We start from the raw sequence: 14,088 nt of genomic DNA, 5'->3' as shown, positions 1-14,088 counted from the left end.
GGCCGTCGGCATGCTTAGGCTTCTGCGTGCTTGGCTGCTTCGATAGCGGCATGCGGGTCTTCTTTGGCACCGTTAAAGAACAGGTTCAGCAGAACGGCGGCCATCGAGGTCAGCAAGATGCCCGACTCGATCAGCGGGTGGATGGCGTGCGGCATCCACTGCATGTAATTGGGGGCCACCAGCGGAATCATGCCTACGCCAATCGAAATCGCCACGATCATGGAGTTGTTGCGGTTAGTCTTGTAGTCCACGCCCGACAGGATGCGGATGCCGGTAGCGGTCACCATGCCGAACATGACGATGCCTGCGCCGCCGAGCACCACCGTGGGCAGGGACTCGACCAGGGCGGCCATTTTGGGCAACAGGCCCAGCACCACCAGGATGATGCCCCCGGCTACGCACACAAAGCGGCTGCGCACGCCGGTGACGGCGACCAGACCTACGTTTTGCGAAAAACTGGAGTAGGGGAAGGTGTTGAAGATGCCGCCCAACAGCGTACCCAGGCCATCGGTGCGCAGACCGCGCGCCAGGTCCTTTTGGTCCACTTTTTTGCCTGTCATGTCGCTCAGCGCCAGGAACATGCCGGTCGATTCGATCAGCACCACAATCATGACCAGCGTCATGGTGGCAATGTGCAGAATCTCGAACTTGGGCATGCCGAAGTGAAAGGGCAACACCAGATCCACCCAGTCGGCCTTGGCCACTTTTTCGAAGGTCATGATGCCCATGAAGGAGGCGACCACGGCACCGATGACAATGCCCAGCAGCACGGCGACATTGGCTAGGAAACCCTTGCAGAACTTGGCGATCAGCAAGATGGACACCAGCACGATAGTGGCCACGCCCAGTCCGGTCAGATCTGCATAGCGTGGGTTGGGCACTGTTGCACGCAGGGACAGGCCATCGGGCGGCGGCGGCACGGCCGAGCCGGGCATGGCGGCGGCCGATTGGGCGTGTTGCAACCAGGCCAGATGGTCAGGATTGACGACGGCCGGTGCCGTTGGGCCTACGGGGTTGCCAAAAATCCAGTTGATGCCCACCCGCATCAGCGTAATGCCGATCATGGCGATAATCGTGCCGGTTACCACGGGTGGGAAAAAGCGCAGCATCTTGCTGACTGCCGGCGCGATGATCATCGTAATGATCCCTGCGCCTATCACTGTACCAAACAGCATCTGCGCCCCTTCGTGCCCTGGGTTGGCTTGCGCCATGGACACCATAGGCCCCACCGCAGCGAAGGTCACGCCCATCATGACGGGCAATTTGATACCGAAATACTGGGTAAAACCCAGCGACTGGATAATGGACACCAGACCGCATACGAACAGGTCGGCGGCAATCAGGATGGATACCTCTTCGGACGAGAGGTTCAGTGCGCGGCCCACAATCAGCGGAACCGCTACCGCTCCGGCGTACATCACCAGAACGTGCTGCAGGCCGAGGACGGCAAGTTTCCCGTTTGGTAACCGTTCGTCAACGGGTGCGCTGGTAGAGCTCGTACCCATGGAATGTCTCCGTATATTGGATGAGTTGTTGTATGGAACAACACCAATGTAAAGGAGTGCAGGCGGCAGCCCATACTTGAATCCATATACAGGACCCAAGAAACTGCCTATAAGCCAGGGAAAACCCGTGAAAAATAAGAGCCTATTGACGGGTTTTGGCAGACGTTAAGGGAAAACCCCGTAAACAGGGAAATTCTTGCCGCGGGTTCTGCTGGTCTGGTGCTAGCGCCGGTTCCTAGGGCTATGCGCTCTGGAGTCAGTCCCCGGCAGACAAGGTGTGCGAGGTTTGTGTTTTAGTTTTTGAACGTACGAATCCAGTGGGTGGTCGATGCGTCGTGGCTGTCTTGAATGGGTTTTGCACCGGCCAGCTCGTCCATGATGCCGCCGGCCAGTACTTTTCCGTATTCCACGCCCCATTGGTCAAAGGGGTTGATGCCCCAGATCAGACCTTGCACGAAGATCTTGTGTTCGTACAGCGCCAGCAGTGCGCCCAGGGCAAACGGTGTCAGGCGCGGCAGCACGATCAAGGTATTGGGGCGTCCGCCTGAATGCACGCGGTGGCGAGCCAGTTGTTCGGCCTCTTCGCCGGCACCGCTCTGACGGCATTCTTCCAGCGCCTGCTCGTAGGTCTTGCCGCGCATCAAGGCTTCGCGCTGGGCCAGGCAGTTGGCCATGAGCAGTCGATGGTGTTCTTTATTGTCGTGATCGGCCTGTTGGCAGATGATGAAATCCACGGGTGCGCCGTCGCTGCCCTGGTGCAGCCACTGGTAGAAGGTGTGTTGGGCGTCGGTGCCGGCCAGTCCCCAGACGGCGGGGCCGGTGGGTACGCCGACCGGTTCACCGTCCAAGGTGATGGACTTGCCCAAGGATTCCATGTCCAGTTGTTGGATGTAAGGCACCAGATTGCCCAGACGGAAGTCGTAAGGAGAAATGTTCAGCGAGCCATAGCCCAGCACGCTGCGGTTGACGATGCCTGCCAGAGCCATTTGCACGGGTACATTCAGCGCAATAGGCGCTTCCTGGAAATGCTGGTCCATGGCGGCGGCACCGGCCAGCATGCCGGCCACTACGTCGGCGCTGACGGCTAGCGCCGTGGTCAGACTGACGGCCGACCATAGGGAAAAGCGCCCGCCTACCCAGTCCCAGAATCGGAAAATATGACGTTGCGGTATGCCCCATGCCGCCGCGGTGTCTGGGCGGGCCGTGACAGCGACGATTTGTTCGTAAGGGTGGGGAACGCCTGCGGCTTGCAGCCATTCCAATGCGCGTTGGCCATTTTGCAGGGTTTCGGTCGTGGTAAAGGATTTGGACGCGATGACGATCAGTGTATCGTGCGGGTCCAGGCCCGACAGGGCGTGCTCCAGGGCATGGCCGTCGATATTGGCCAGAAAGCGCACCTGGCGCCAACTGCGGCGATAGCCGAAGGCGGCCAGGGACAGCCGCACGCCCCAGTCGCTGCCGCCTATGCCTATATGGACGATATTGCGCCAGCGACGCTCCGAGTCGGCGACGCGTACAAATTCGTTCATGCGCTCCCGTTCTTTAGCCACGCCTACGATAGGGGCAGGTGTGCGCAGGGCGCTGTGCCAGGCTGCTCGTTGTTCCGTCGTATTGACCAAACCGCCATCCAGCAGGCCGGCGCGGGCATTGTCGAACTCGCGCGCGTGCAGCAAGGCTTGGCCGGCATGGCTTAACTGCGCCGAATGGCGCTGGCCGCTCAGGTCCACCTGTATGCCGGCAGCCTTCAGGCAGCGCAGATCAAAGGTGTACTGGTCGGCAGTATGTGCGGCTTGGCAAAAAGCCTGCCACTCGGGCAGTTCGGGCAAAGGACGCATGGCATGCAGGAAAGAAAGCGCTTGGGTGGGAGCGTTCATAAAGAGTCGAAAAGATCGTTTGTTTCAATGCATTGTATCGTTTGCCGTCCGATGCGGACGTGTAAATGCATGTTGCCAGGGCATGTGCCGGGCGTGTTTTTTTCATGTGCAGGAAAACGGACTTAGTCCTGCACGATCCGGTTGCGCGCGCCGCGCAGCGTAATGACGGGGTCGGCGGCTCCGGCAGTGCCTTGCCAGCGCACGGTGTTGTCGGCCCCTTCCAGGGTAATGTCGGCTGGCGAAGTAAGTCGCACGGAAATGTGATTGTTTGCGCCTTTCAGGTGTGCTTTGGCTGGCCCGGTGGACCGGCCTAAAGCCAGTTCCAGTGTATTGGCATTGCCTGACAGGTCCAATGTCTGGGTGGTGCCGCCACGAATACGTTGGCGCGGCCCTTTGACCGTCAGACGGTCGGCATGCTCGAAACTCAGGTTGTTGTCCGCCCCTTCTACCCGTATTTCGGCACAATGCCCTTGGACGGCGGCAGTATTGCGTTCGCCGGCGATCAGCAGTGTGTCGCCCTGGCACGTGATGGTCTGTGTCTGGTCCGAACCTTGGATCTGGATGCTGGAGGCCTGCGCGGTGGCTGGCGTGGTGTAGAGCAACATCAAGCTGACGAGGAACAAAGGGGTGTGGCGCATGTTCGGCTCCCGATGAGTGGGGGCTAGGCCCGAGTACGGATATTGTGGTGCTAGGAGTTGCTGGCGTCCATCGCATTTTGTGTGGTCTCGGCCTCGGGCTGTTCTTGGGCCGCTGTCGTGTGCAGCGTCTGTATCAAGGCCTGCGCATTGCGGTTAGGCAGGCTGTTTTTCAGTGTAACGATGGTCAGGGTACCCAGCAGTTGTCCCAATTCGACTGGCAGGATGCGCAGCAGTCCCTGATTCTGCAAGGACAGGGCGGTCGTGCGGGGCAGGATGGCCAGGCAGGGCATCTCTTGCAGCAGTACCTGATTGAACGAGAGCGAGACCGAGTCTATGACCCGGCGCGGCGTTTGCCGGATGTGCCGAATGAACAGGCTGTCGATGACATGCCGAAGAGGCGTTGATCGGGAGGGCAAAATCCACTGCTCATCGACCAGAGCGCGGGTGTCGATCTGCGTCTGTCCGGCCAGCGGGTGGCGGCGGTTGGCCACCACCACAAAAGGCTCGGTGCTGATGATGTCCATATTCAGGTCGTGGTGGGATGAGCCTGTGTTGAGCCGGCCTACCAGCAGGTCCAGCTTGCCGGCCCGCAGTGCATCGACCAGCATGTGCGATTCGCCCTCTTGAACTGAAATGTGCAGATCCGGATGTTGCAGCAGCAAGCGGGCGACGCTGCGCGGCAGGATCTGGCTGGCGGACGATTGCACCGAGCCGACCAGGATGCTGCCGCGCAGACCTTGTCCCAGTTGGCCGATTTCGGATTGGGCGGTCAGCAGTTCGTGAATCATGCGGCGCGCATAGCGGATCATCAGCTCGCCTTCGGGTTTGGGATGCAGCCCGTGCCTGCTGCGCTCGAACAGTGGCTGGCCAAGCAGCTCTTCGATGTGCTTGAGCATGCGGCTGGCTGCCGGTTGGGTCATGTGTGTATGTTCTGCGGCCAGGCGCAGATTCTGCAGTTCGCCGATGGCGTCCAGCAGGATCAGGTGGCGCAGCTTGAAGCGGGCGACCTGGTGCCAGCGTTCGCGGGCCAGTTGCAGCGTTAGATCGGTAGGCTCAGACATATCATTTCCGGTATGGCATAGGGTTGAAATGTAAATAGTCAGGCAACAAATCAAATTCTAGACTGATCCTGGATATTTCAATAACGATGATTAAGGAGACAGCCATGATGAACTATCGGGATCAGTATTTCCCTAACACGGAAGAGCTGGGCAAGGACGAGATGCGGATTACTGCGCTCGGGACAGGACGCCCTTTCTTGCGTCCGTCGCAGGCCAATGCCGGCTGGCTGGTGGAGCTGGGCAACGGCGACAAGTTTCAGTTCGACTTCGGCTACGGCACGCAGACCAATTTCGGCGCGCTGGAAATCCCATATCAGAAAATGACGGCGTACTTTGCCACCCATCTGCACACGGACCATGTTGGCGATTTTGCCCAGATCTGGATCGGTAGCTGGGCAGGCGGGCGTACCCGTGCGCTGGAGGTTTATGGACCGTCCGGGCCAGAAGAAAAATACGGCATGAAGCATTTCGTGACCAAGCAGATGGAGTCGTATGCCTGGGATACGGACACGCGTGTCGGCTTGCTGCCGGCGGTGGGCGCGCAGGTCAATGTACACGAGTTCGACTATTCCAAAGTACATGTGGTGTATGAGCACAATGGCGTCAAAGTCACCAGTTTTCCGGCCGTGCATATTTACGATGGGGCAGTCAGCTTGCGTCTGGATTGGAACGGCTTGTCGTTTGTGTATTCGGGCGACACGACCCCCAGCTACTTTTTTGTGGAAAATGCCCGCAATGCGGATGTGGTGGTGCACGAAACCTTCAATACACGCCAGCAACTGATGGAGCGTTCCGGCTATGACGAGCGCACCGCCATCGGCATAGGCAGCATGGCGCATTCGGACCCGGTCGAGGCGGGCAAGGTGTTTGCGCTGTGCGAGCCGCGTCTGGCGGTGGCCTATCATTTTTTCAACGATTTCGATACGGCACCCGAGATGGAACAGGCCATACGCACGCATTATTCGGGTCCGCTGGCGCTGGCCAAGGACATGATGGTGTTTAACGTGACCCGCGAACGGCTGTTGACGCGCATGGCCGTGACCAGTGCCGATGTCTGGCCTAATAAAGAGCACCATGACGACTTCAAGAAAGCACCGCGCAAAGAGCGCATGAAGATGTCGAGTTGGCTGTCCGAAAAACAGATTTTCCCTAAATTCTAGGAATCCCATCATGACCACTACCCCCGTAGCGCCGCGCCGTGTGGGTTTCCGGCGTGGTGTGTTATCCCGTCTTGCCTTGGCGGGCGCATTGGCCTTGCCCTGCATGGCCGCTCAGGCCGCTCAGGACGAACCGGCTTACCCGAGCCGGCCCGTTAATATCGTGGTGCCTTATGGCGGCGGCAGCATAGCCGATCTGGTGCCGCGCTTGCTGGGCAATCAGTTGCAGAGCGATCTGGGTTTGCCGTTTATTATCGAGTTCAAGCCCGGAGCGGGCGGGCTGATCGGTGCAGACTATGTGCTGCGCCAGCCTGCCGACGGCTATTCCATTCTGTCGGCGGCAACCAATAACCTGGTCATTAACCAGTTTCTTTTTTCCAAGCAAAAGCTTGACCCTCTGGCGACGTTTGTGCCGGTGGCGAAAGTGGTGTCCGTGCCCTTGCTGGTGGTGGTCAATGCCAAGCTGCCCATACGATCCGTGGACGAGTTGGTAGCGTATCTGAATGTGCAGAAAGGCAATGCCAACTATGCGTCGCCCAGCGCAGGTACTTTGCCGCATCTGGCGGCAGCCTTGTTCTTGCAGGCCAGCGGCACGAAAGCGGTGCATGTGCCGTATCGTGGTGGCAGTGCCATGGCCACAGCACTGGGAGCCGGCGAAGTGCAGTTTGCCCTGGTAGGCTATTCCACGGTCCAGTCCATGCTGCAGTCGGGACGGGTGCGGGCCTTGGCGGTGATCGCGCCCCAGCGACTGGCCATGTTGCCCACAGTGCCCACGGTGCAGGAAGCCGGCTGGGGCAAGCTGGCTGAGGCTATCCCGGATAATTGGTGGATGTTGGTGGCGCGCAAGGAAACGCCGCCCGAGCGGGTCCAGGCCTTGTCGGCGGCTATCGAGTCGGCCTTGAAAAAACCGGCCTTGATCAAGCTGTACGAAGATGCCGGCCTGCAAGTCAGCGCCCAGACGGGGCCGCAGCTGCAAAAGGAGCTGCAGGACGAGGCGCAGGCCTGGCAGAAAAGGCTGAAAGGGCTGGATCTGAAGATGTAGCAGCCTGCGAATCGGGAGTCAGGCTTGCAGGGATGTGTCCTGCAAGCACTGTACTCCTGTTACCGCGATGACATTGTAGATGTCCTGCACCGAGCAGCCGCGCGACAGGTCGTTGGCCGGCTTGCTAAGGCCTTGCAGTAAGGGACCGATGGCGATGGCCCCGCCCAGGCGTTCGGCCATTTTGTAGCCAATATTGCCCGCTTCCAGGTTGGGGAAAATCAGCACATTGGCTTTGCCGGCCACGGCCGAGCCGGGCAGTTTGCGGGCGGCCACTTCCTCGATCAACGCGGCGTCCAGTTGCACGTCCTCGTCGATGGCCAGGTCGGGGCGGCGCTCTTTGATTTTGCGGGCCGCCTGCACCACTTTGGTGACTTTATCGTGCTGGGCGCTGCCGGCGGTGGAAAAACTGAGCATGGCAATGCGCGGGGCTTCGTTCAGCAGCAATTGCGCGCTGTCGGCCGCCGCCAGAGCGATGTCGCATAGCTGATCGGCATCGGGGTCGATGACCAGCCCGCAGTCGCTGAAAATCAGCCCGCCCTTGCGCGGGTGGTCTTGCTTGCACAGCATCATGATGAAAAAGCTGGATACCAGACTGGCCTTGGGAGCCTTGCCGATCAGTTGCAAGGCGGTGCGCACGACGTCTGCCGTGCTGTGTACGGCACCGGCCACCGAGCCGTCGGCCAGACCCGCGTGCACCATCATGTTGGCGTAGCACAAGGGATTGTCCAGCCAGTGCTGCGCCTGCTCCGGGGTCAATCCTTTGTTTTTGCGCCGCGCGAGCAAGGCTTCGAGCAAGGCCGGGCGGTTTGCGCTGAATATCGGGTCTTCGATCTGCAGTGCGCCGCGTGCCAGGCCCAGGTCGCGCAGGCGCGCGGCCGTCTGCGCCGAGTCGCCGACCAGGGTAATGTGGGCGATTCCGTCCTGGCTGGCCTGACAAGCGGCCTGCAGCACGCGTTCGTCCTCGGTTTCGCACAGCACGATGCGGCGTGGCCGGGCCTGGGCGGCGACGATCAGATGTTCGATGAGCTTCATGCCATGTCTCCGTGGTAATCTTTATTATGGAACTTTTTGTTTTGTTTTTCGAGATATATGGCAAAATCTAGCGGGAAATACCCAGGCAGTCAATGATTGGTTCCATTTACTGGTATAGAATTTCGTAGAAACTGCCAGATAGCGAGAGCTTTTTTATGTCCGAGATCCAAACCGACGTCGCAGAAGGCGTCCGCCTGAGCGGCGATACGCCCACCATGCGGCTGTTTGCCCTGCTCGAAGTCATGGCGGGCCAGGACCGGCGTTATACCTTGCAGGATCTGGTCGAATTGACCGGCCTGCCCAAACCCACTGTGCATCGCATGCTGCAACAGCTGGAAGGCAGCGGCCTGCTGCTGCGCGAGAGCGATGGGCGCCATTACGGCGTGGGTTCGCGCCTGCGCCGCCTGGCCGAAAATCTGTTGCTGCACGATGCCAAGCATGGCGCACGCCATGCCGTGCTGCGTCATCTGGTGGACGAACTGGGCGAAACCTGCAATCTGACGGCGCTGTCGGGCACCGATGTGCTGTATCTGGATCGCGTGGAAACTGCCGCACCTTTGCGGTTCTATCTGTATCCTGGTTCGCGTGTGCCGGTGCATTGTTCGGCCAGCGGCAAGGTCTTGCTGGCGCAACTCAGCGCTGCGCAGCGCAGGCGCTTGTTGTCGCATACGCCTATGGAGCGTTATACGCCCAATACCTTGACCACGGTGCAGGACTACGAAAAAGACATTGCCCAGGTCAAGCTGAACGGCTATGCCTTTGATAACGAAGAGTTTCTGTCTGGGCTGTTCTGCGTGGCCGTGTTGGTGCCGCGCGCGGACGGCAAGTCCAATATGGCGGTGGCGACCCAGGCCCCCATTATGCGCATGACACCCGAAAAAGCCTTGCAGTGCCTGCCGGCTCTGCAACGGGCCGCCGCTGCGTTGGCGCGCATCGAAGAAGATTTCTAGGGCTGGTATCTGCCGATCGATAAGGCGGGCAGGCGGCATGGCCGCCACCCACTATCGGCCTACCGACCGTGGCGGGCACGCCCCGGCGCCAGGCTGGCAATGAAGTCGTCCAGAAACTGCTGGTCCAGCCCTTTTTCCATATGGGCCACCAGCGTGTGCCGGTACAGCGCGCCCAGATCCAGCCCCAGTCCTATGCCGGTGATTTCCACACCTTGGCGCTCGTAGACGCGCAAGACCTGTAGCAGGTGCTGATCCAGGTAGTCCGGGCCATTGGCCAGAGCGGTGGCGCTGTCCATTGGACTGGCGTCCGAGATGACATAGACCAGATGCCGTTTTGCCGTCAGCGCCAGACTGCGCTGGCATGCCCAGGCCAAGGCTTCGCCATCCACACCTTCGCGATATAGATCCTGCTTGAGCAGGGCGGCAATGGCCGGGCGCGCCTGACGCCAGGTGCTGGAAGCCGCCTTGAAGATGCGGTGGCTGGTTTCGTTCAAGCGGCCGGGCTGGGCGGGCTTGCCACGTGCCAGCCAGCGGCGGTAGGGGCGTCCGCCGTTCCAGGTCTGGGTGGAAAATCCCAGTACTTCGGTCTGCGCGCCGCTGCGCTCCAGGGCGCGGGCCAGGACATCGACCATGACGGCCAGGGTCTGGGCCTGGTCCTTCATCGATCCCGAGCAGTCCAGCAAGAAGGTGACGGCGCATTGGTTGCGCAACGGTTCGTCCACTTGTTTGAACAGGCGTCGTTCTTGCGGCGAACAAATCAGTTGGGCCAGCCGGCGGCCATCCACCAAGCCGTCTGTCTGGCCGTATTGCCATTGCTCGCGCACGGGTTGACGCAACATCTTGCGCATGCGGGCAACCAGGCGCGGCAGGGGCAGGCCATAGGCGGCAATGTTCTGATCCAGTTGTTCGCGCAGTTGGCGCAGCAAAGGGGCGCGCACCAGATCGGCCATCTGTTCTTCTTTGTCGCCGCTGCGATCAAAGATGCGATAAGGGCTGTGCTGGGCGTCTTGTGCTGTGCGCTCCTGGCCGTGCCGCAGGCCGCCGTCACTGGGATCGTTGCTGTCGGGCAGCAGCAGGGCAAAGTCCTGCAGTTCCGGCGTTTCGGCATTGCTGGGGCGGCTCGTGGCGGGGCGCAGTTCTTTAATCGTCAGGCCGATGCGTTCGGCCAGCTCCAGTGCGGCCAGTCCGTAGCGATCCTGGTCGGCCACGCTGCGCTTGAGCGTTTGCAGCAGCCCGCCCATCAGGGGAGCGATGCCGGCGCGCGTGGATTCGATCAGGTCTTCGGTTTCTTCCAGCACTGGCCAGCCGTTCAGGCGGCTCCACACCATCTGCGCCACGGTATAGACCAGCAGGCCCAGTTCGCTGCGGGTATGGCCGTGGTGGTGATAGCCGGCAGACCAGCGCTCGAAACGCGTGCGCAGATTCTGGCGCACCCCAGGCCACTGGCTGCCAGCCAGGGTTTCGGTGCGCAGCAGCTCCAGCCAGTCAAAGAACAGCCGGGCGACGGGCTCTTCGGGTAGACGATTGGCGTGCAGCGCGCGTCGGGTGTGCAGCCTGCGCAGCGCCAGGCTGTCGGCGACGCCGCGCAGGCTGTGGGCCTGGTCGTGTGCGTCGGGGCGGATATGCGGGGCCAGGCTGGCCAGGCGCTGCTCGCCGCGATACAGCGTCTGTTGCCGATGATGGATGCTTGGGTCGTCCGTCAGGGCGCGGGCGACGGCTGCGCCCAGCTCGTGGGCGCGGTGCAGACGACGCAAGGGCGTGGCCGTGGTCATGCGGTTTGCCCGGCGGCCAGCGGCTCCAGGGTCAGCTCGGTACCGAAGCAACGTTGATAGTATTCCGCGATCAGAGGGTGTTCGGACAGGTCGCACTTGTTCAGAAAACTGAGCCGGAAAGCCAGCTCCAGATCATGGAAAATCGCATGATTCTGCGCCCAGGTAATGACGGTGCGCGGCGACATCAGCGTGGACAGATCGCCGCAGGCAAAACCGTGGCGTGTCAGTGCCGCCAGCGCCACCATTGCCTGGACCTGTTCGCGACCGGTCGGTGTGTTTTTGTCGGGGACGCGGGCCAGCACGATTTCCATTTCCTGCTCGGCAAGTAGGTAGTCCAGTCGCGCTACCACATTCCAGCGGTCCAACTGGGCGTGGTTAAGCAACTGCGTGCCGTGGTACAGGCCACTGGTATCGCCCAGGCCCAGGGTGTTGGCCGTGGCGAAAATGCGAAATTGCGGGTGGGGGCGGATGACGCGGTTCTGGTCCATCAAGGTCAGGCCGCCGTCCGGTTCCAGCAATTGCTGCACCACGAACAAAATATCCGGCCGTCCCGCATCGTATTCGTCCAGGATCAGCGCCATAGGGCGCTGCATGGCCCAGGGGATCAGGCCTTCCTGAAAGCCGGTGACTTGCAGACCGTCCTGAATCTGAATGGTGTCTTTGCCCACCAGATCCAGGCGGCTCAGGTGCCCATCCAAGTTGACGCGCAGACAGGGCCAGTTCAGGCGAGCGGCCACTTGCTCGATATGGGTGGACTTGCCGGTTCCGTGCCGGCCCTGCACCAGCACGCGGCGATTATGGGTAAAGCCGGCCAGGATTGCCTGGGTAACTTCCGGGTTGAAGCGGTAGGCCGGATCGGCGGCAGGCACCTGTGTGGCCCCCGCTTGCAAGGCCAGCGCCTGTCCGTCCAGGGACAGGCCGAACGTATCGCGGATGCTGAGCAGATGCTCGGGCAGTGTGGTGATGGTCATGGAACCCCCTGATGGGTGCGGGCAGCGTGCGGCGTGTTGTGCTGCTGCGTGGTCAAAGTGCTTATAAGATCAAAAATCGGTACATTTAATATCGATAATTGAGATTCTATGTTGACATGGCCTGTTTGTCTCGATAAAGTTTATAAAAAATCTCGAAAAACAAGATTTTTAATTTTTTGACAGGGCCACCCCCGGCCCGTCGCGTAATGGAGACAGAGACATGAGCCAGGGCAATACGGATAATCGCAGCGTGGTCAGCGGACCGACCAAGATGACGCCTTCGGAGGCGTTTGTGGAAACCATGGTGTCCTACGGGGTCACCGATATGTTCGGTATCATGGGTTCGGCCTTTATGGATGCGATGGATATCTTCGCTCCCGCCGGCATCCGCCTGATTCCGGTGGTTCACGAACAGGGCGCTGCCCACATGGCTGACGGCTACGCCCGTGTTTCGGGTCGCCACGGCATGGTGATCGGCCAGAACGGCCCCGGCATCAGCAACTGCGTTACGGGCATTGCCGCCGCTTACTGGGCGCACAGCCCCGTGGTCATCGTGACCCCCGAAACCGGCACCAACACCCAGGGCCTGGGCGGTTTCCAGGAGTGCAACCAGTTGCCCATGTTCCAGGAATTCACCAAGTATCAGGGTCACGTCACCAACCCTAATCGCATGGCCGAATTTACGGCCCGTTGTTTTGACCGTGCCGTCAGCGAAATGGGCCCGACCCAGCTGAACATTCCGCGCGATTACTTCTATGGCGAAGTCACATGCGAAATCCCCAAGCCAGCCCGTGTGGATCGTGGCCCCGGTGGCGTGCGCAGCCTGGACGAGGCGGCCGATCTGCTGGCCAAGGCCAAGTTCCCGGTCATTATCTCGGGTGGCGGCGTGATCATGTCCGACGCGGTGGAGCAGTGCAAGGCGCTGGCCGAGCGTCTGGGCGCGCCGGTGGTCAACAGCTACCAGCACAACGACTCTTTCCCCGCCAGCCATCCGCTGTGGTGCGGTCCGCTGGGCTATCAGGGTTCCAAAGCCGGCATGAAGCTGATTGCCCAGGCCGATGTGGTATTGGCACTGGGTACGCGTCTGGGGCCATTCGGCACGCTGCCTCAGCACGGTATTGATTACTGGCCTAAGAACGCCAAGATCATCCAGGTCGATGCCGACCAGAAGATGCTGGGCCTGGTCAAGAAGATCGCCGTGGGCATTTGCGGAGATGCCAAAGCGGTTGCCCAGGAGCTGGCCCTGCGCCTGGACGGCCGCACGCTGGATTGCGATTCGACCAAAGCCGAGCGCGCCGACAAGATTGCGGCGGAGAAGGCGGCCTGGGAAAAGGAGCTGGACGAATGGACCCACGAAAAAGATCCCTACAGCCTGGACATGATCGCCGAAAACGCCAAGGAAAAACCGTTCAGCGGCGGCCAGTACCTGCATCCACGCCAAGTGCTGCGTGAGCTGGAAAAAGCCATGCCTAAGGATGTGATGGTGTCCACGGATATCGGCAACATCAACTCGGTGGCGCACAGCTATCTGCGCTTTGAGCGCCCACGCAGCTTTTTCGCACCCATGAGCTTTGGCAACTGCGGCTATGCGCTGCCGACCATTATCGGTGCCAAGACGGCTGCGCCCGAGCGTCCGGCCATTGCTTACGCCGGTGACGGTGCTTGGGCCATGAGCATGATGGAGATCCTGACCGCCGTGCGCCACGACATTCCGGTGACGGCCGTGGTGTTCCACAACCGCCAGTGGGGTGCCGAGAAAAAGAACCAGGTCGAGTTCTATAACCGTCGTTTTGTGGCCGGCGAGCTGGACAGCCCTTCGTTTGCGGGCATTGCCCAGTCCATGGGTGCCGAAGGCATTGTGGTGGACAAGTTGGAGGATGTGGGTCCGGCCTTGCAGCGTGCCATCGACATGCAGATGAACGAGGGCAAGACGTGTGTGATCGAGATCATGTGTACCCGCGAACTGGGCGATCCGTTCCGCCGCGATGCGTTGGCCAAGCCCGTGCGCTTGTTGGACAAGTACAAAGACTACGTCTGATTGTGTCGTACGCCCGCCCCCGGCTTCTGCAAGCCGGGGGTTCCGCAG

11 protein-coding genes are annotated in these 14,088 nt (G+C 60.7%); 4 read left to right on the top strand and 7 right to left on the bottom strand.

What is annotated here, in order from left to right; all coding sequences use genetic code 11:
• Window positions 1–14: 14 nt before the first annotated feature.
• The 4 genes from AADW57_RS16510 to AADW57_RS16495 form a co-directional block, all read right to left on the bottom strand.
• Window positions 15–1,505: a nucleobase:cation symporter-2 family protein gene (locus AADW57_RS16510; protein WP_341667973.1), complete on the bottom strand. Its 1,491-nt coding sequence runs from the start codon at window positions 1,503–1,505 to the stop codon at window positions 15–17.
• A 293-nt stretch (window positions 1,506–1,798) separates the two neighbouring features.
• Complete coding sequence (gene pgi / locus AADW57_RS16505) at window positions 1,799–3,379, bottom strand: glucose-6-phosphate isomerase (protein WP_341667972.1); 1,581 nt, start codon at window positions 3,377–3,379, stop codon at window positions 1,799–1,801.
• A 122-nt stretch (window positions 3,380–3,501) separates the two neighbouring features.
• Window positions 3,502–4,017, bottom strand: a complete 516-nt coding sequence (locus AADW57_RS16500; RefSeq protein ID WP_341667971.1) for a DUF3060 domain-containing protein — start codon at window positions 4,015–4,017, stop codon at window positions 3,502–3,504.
• Between the two features lie 50 nt (window positions 4,018–4,067).
• On the bottom strand, window positions 4,068–5,078 hold the full coding sequence (locus AADW57_RS16495) for a LysR substrate-binding domain-containing protein (RefSeq protein ID WP_341667970.1): 1,011 nt from the start codon (window positions 5,076–5,078) through the stop codon (window positions 4,068–4,070).
• A 104-nt stretch (window positions 5,079–5,182) separates the two neighbouring features.
• Here AADW57_RS16495 and gntH point away from each other — a divergent pair, with 104 nt between their 5' ends.
• Together gntH and AADW57_RS16485 are read left to right on the top strand one after the other, a co-directional pair.
• Window positions 5,183–6,238: a guanitoxin biosynthesis MBL fold metallo-hydrolase GntH gene (gene gntH / locus AADW57_RS16490; RefSeq protein ID WP_341667969.1), complete on the top strand. Its 1,056-nt coding sequence runs from the start codon at window positions 5,183–5,185 to the stop codon at window positions 6,236–6,238.
• Window positions 6,239–6,248: 10 nt separating this feature from the next.
• The gene (locus AADW57_RS16485) at window positions 6,249–7,277 is read left to right on the top strand and encodes a Bug family tripartite tricarboxylate transporter substrate binding protein (protein ID WP_341667968.1); all 1,029 of its coding nucleotides are present in this window, start codon (window positions 6,249–6,251) and stop codon (window positions 7,275–7,277) included.
• 18 nt (window positions 7,278–7,295) lie between these two features.
• Here the strand turns inward: AADW57_RS16485 and pta are convergent, their stop codons facing one another.
• On the bottom strand, window positions 7,296–8,309 hold the full coding sequence (gene pta / locus AADW57_RS16480; RefSeq protein ID WP_341667967.1) for a phosphate acetyltransferase: 1,014 nt from the start codon (window positions 8,307–8,309) through the stop codon (window positions 7,296–7,298).
• 155 nt (window positions 8,310–8,464) lie between these two features.
• Here pta and AADW57_RS16475 point away from each other — a divergent pair, with 155 nt between their 5' ends.
• A complete protein-coding gene (locus AADW57_RS16475; protein WP_341667966.1) occupies window positions 8,465–9,259 on the top strand; it encodes an IclR family transcriptional regulator in 795 nt (264 codons plus the stop codon).
• A 59-nt stretch (window positions 9,260–9,318) separates the two neighbouring features.
• Here the strand turns inward: AADW57_RS16475 and AADW57_RS16470 are convergent, their stop codons facing one another.
• Complete coding sequence (locus AADW57_RS16470; protein ID WP_341667965.1) at window positions 9,319–11,031, bottom strand: cobaltochelatase CobT-related protein; 1,713 nt, start codon at window positions 11,029–11,031, stop codon at window positions 9,319–9,321.
• Entirely contained in the window at window positions 11,028–12,002 is a 975-nt protein-coding gene (locus tag AADW57_RS16465; RefSeq protein ID WP_341667964.1) for an AAA family ATPase, read from the bottom strand. The genes AADW57_RS16470 and AADW57_RS16465 overlap by 4 nt, the downstream gene beginning before the upstream one ends.
• A gap of 220 nt (window positions 12,003–12,222) precedes the next feature.
• Between AADW57_RS16465 and xsc the strand changes: the two genes are divergently transcribed.
• A complete protein-coding gene (xsc, locus tag AADW57_RS16460; RefSeq protein WP_341667963.1) occupies window positions 12,223–14,040 on the top strand; it encodes a sulfoacetaldehyde acetyltransferase in 1,818 nt (605 codons plus the stop codon).
• The last annotated feature ends 48 nt before the right edge of the window (window positions 14,041–14,088 follow it).

It is taken from the genome of Alcaligenes sp. SDU_A2 (assembly GCF_038237375.1).
GTDB lineage: Bacteria > Pseudomonadota > Gammaproteobacteria > Burkholderiales > Burkholderiaceae_B > Alcaligenes.
Note: the sequence above shows the minus strand (reverse complement) of the source record. Positions and strands in the feature narration are given on the sequence as shown.

What these genes read in the sequence shown, in the direction of transcription:
- AADW57_RS16500 (WP_341667971.1), bottom strand. Translation starts at nt 4,017, where the DNA reads ATGCGCCACACCCCTTTGTTCCTCGTCAGCTTGATGTTGCTCTACACC.
- AADW57_RS16470 (WP_341667965.1), bottom strand. Translation starts at nt 11,031, where the DNA reads ATGACCACGGCCACGCCCTTGCGTCGTCTGCACCGCGCCCACGAGCTG.
- AADW57_RS16510 (WP_341667973.1), bottom strand. Translation starts at nt 1,505, where the DNA reads ATGGGTACGAGCTCTACCAGCGCACCCGTTGACGAACGGTTACCAAAC.
- gntH (WP_341667969.1), top strand. Translation starts at nt 5,183, where the DNA reads ATGATGAACTATCGGGATCAGTATTTCCCTAACACGGAAGAGCTGGGC.
- pta (WP_341667967.1), bottom strand. Translation starts at nt 8,309, where the DNA reads ATGAAGCTCATCGAACATCTGATCGTCGCCGCCCAGGCCCGGCCACGC.
- xsc (WP_341667963.1), top strand. Translation starts at nt 12,223, where the DNA reads ATGAGCCAGGGCAATACGGATAATCGCAGCGTGGTCAGCGGACCGACC.
- AADW57_RS16495 (WP_341667970.1), bottom strand. Translation starts at nt 5,078, where the DNA reads ATGTCTGAGCCTACCGATCTAACGCTGCAACTGGCCCGCGAACGCTGG.
- AADW57_RS16485 (WP_341667968.1), top strand. Translation starts at nt 6,249, where the DNA reads ATGACCACTACCCCCGTAGCGCCGCGCCGTGTGGGTTTCCGGCGTGGT.
- pgi (WP_341667972.1), bottom strand. Translation starts at nt 3,379, where the DNA reads ATGAACGCTCCCACCCAAGCGCTTTCTTTCCTGCATGCCATGCGTCCT.
- AADW57_RS16475 (WP_341667966.1), top strand. Translation starts at nt 8,465, where the DNA reads ATGTCCGAGATCCAAACCGACGTCGCAGAAGGCGTCCGCCTGAGCGGC.
- AADW57_RS16465 (WP_341667964.1), bottom strand. Translation starts at nt 12,002, where the DNA reads ATGACCATCACCACACTGCCCGAGCATCTGCTCAGCATCCGCGATACG.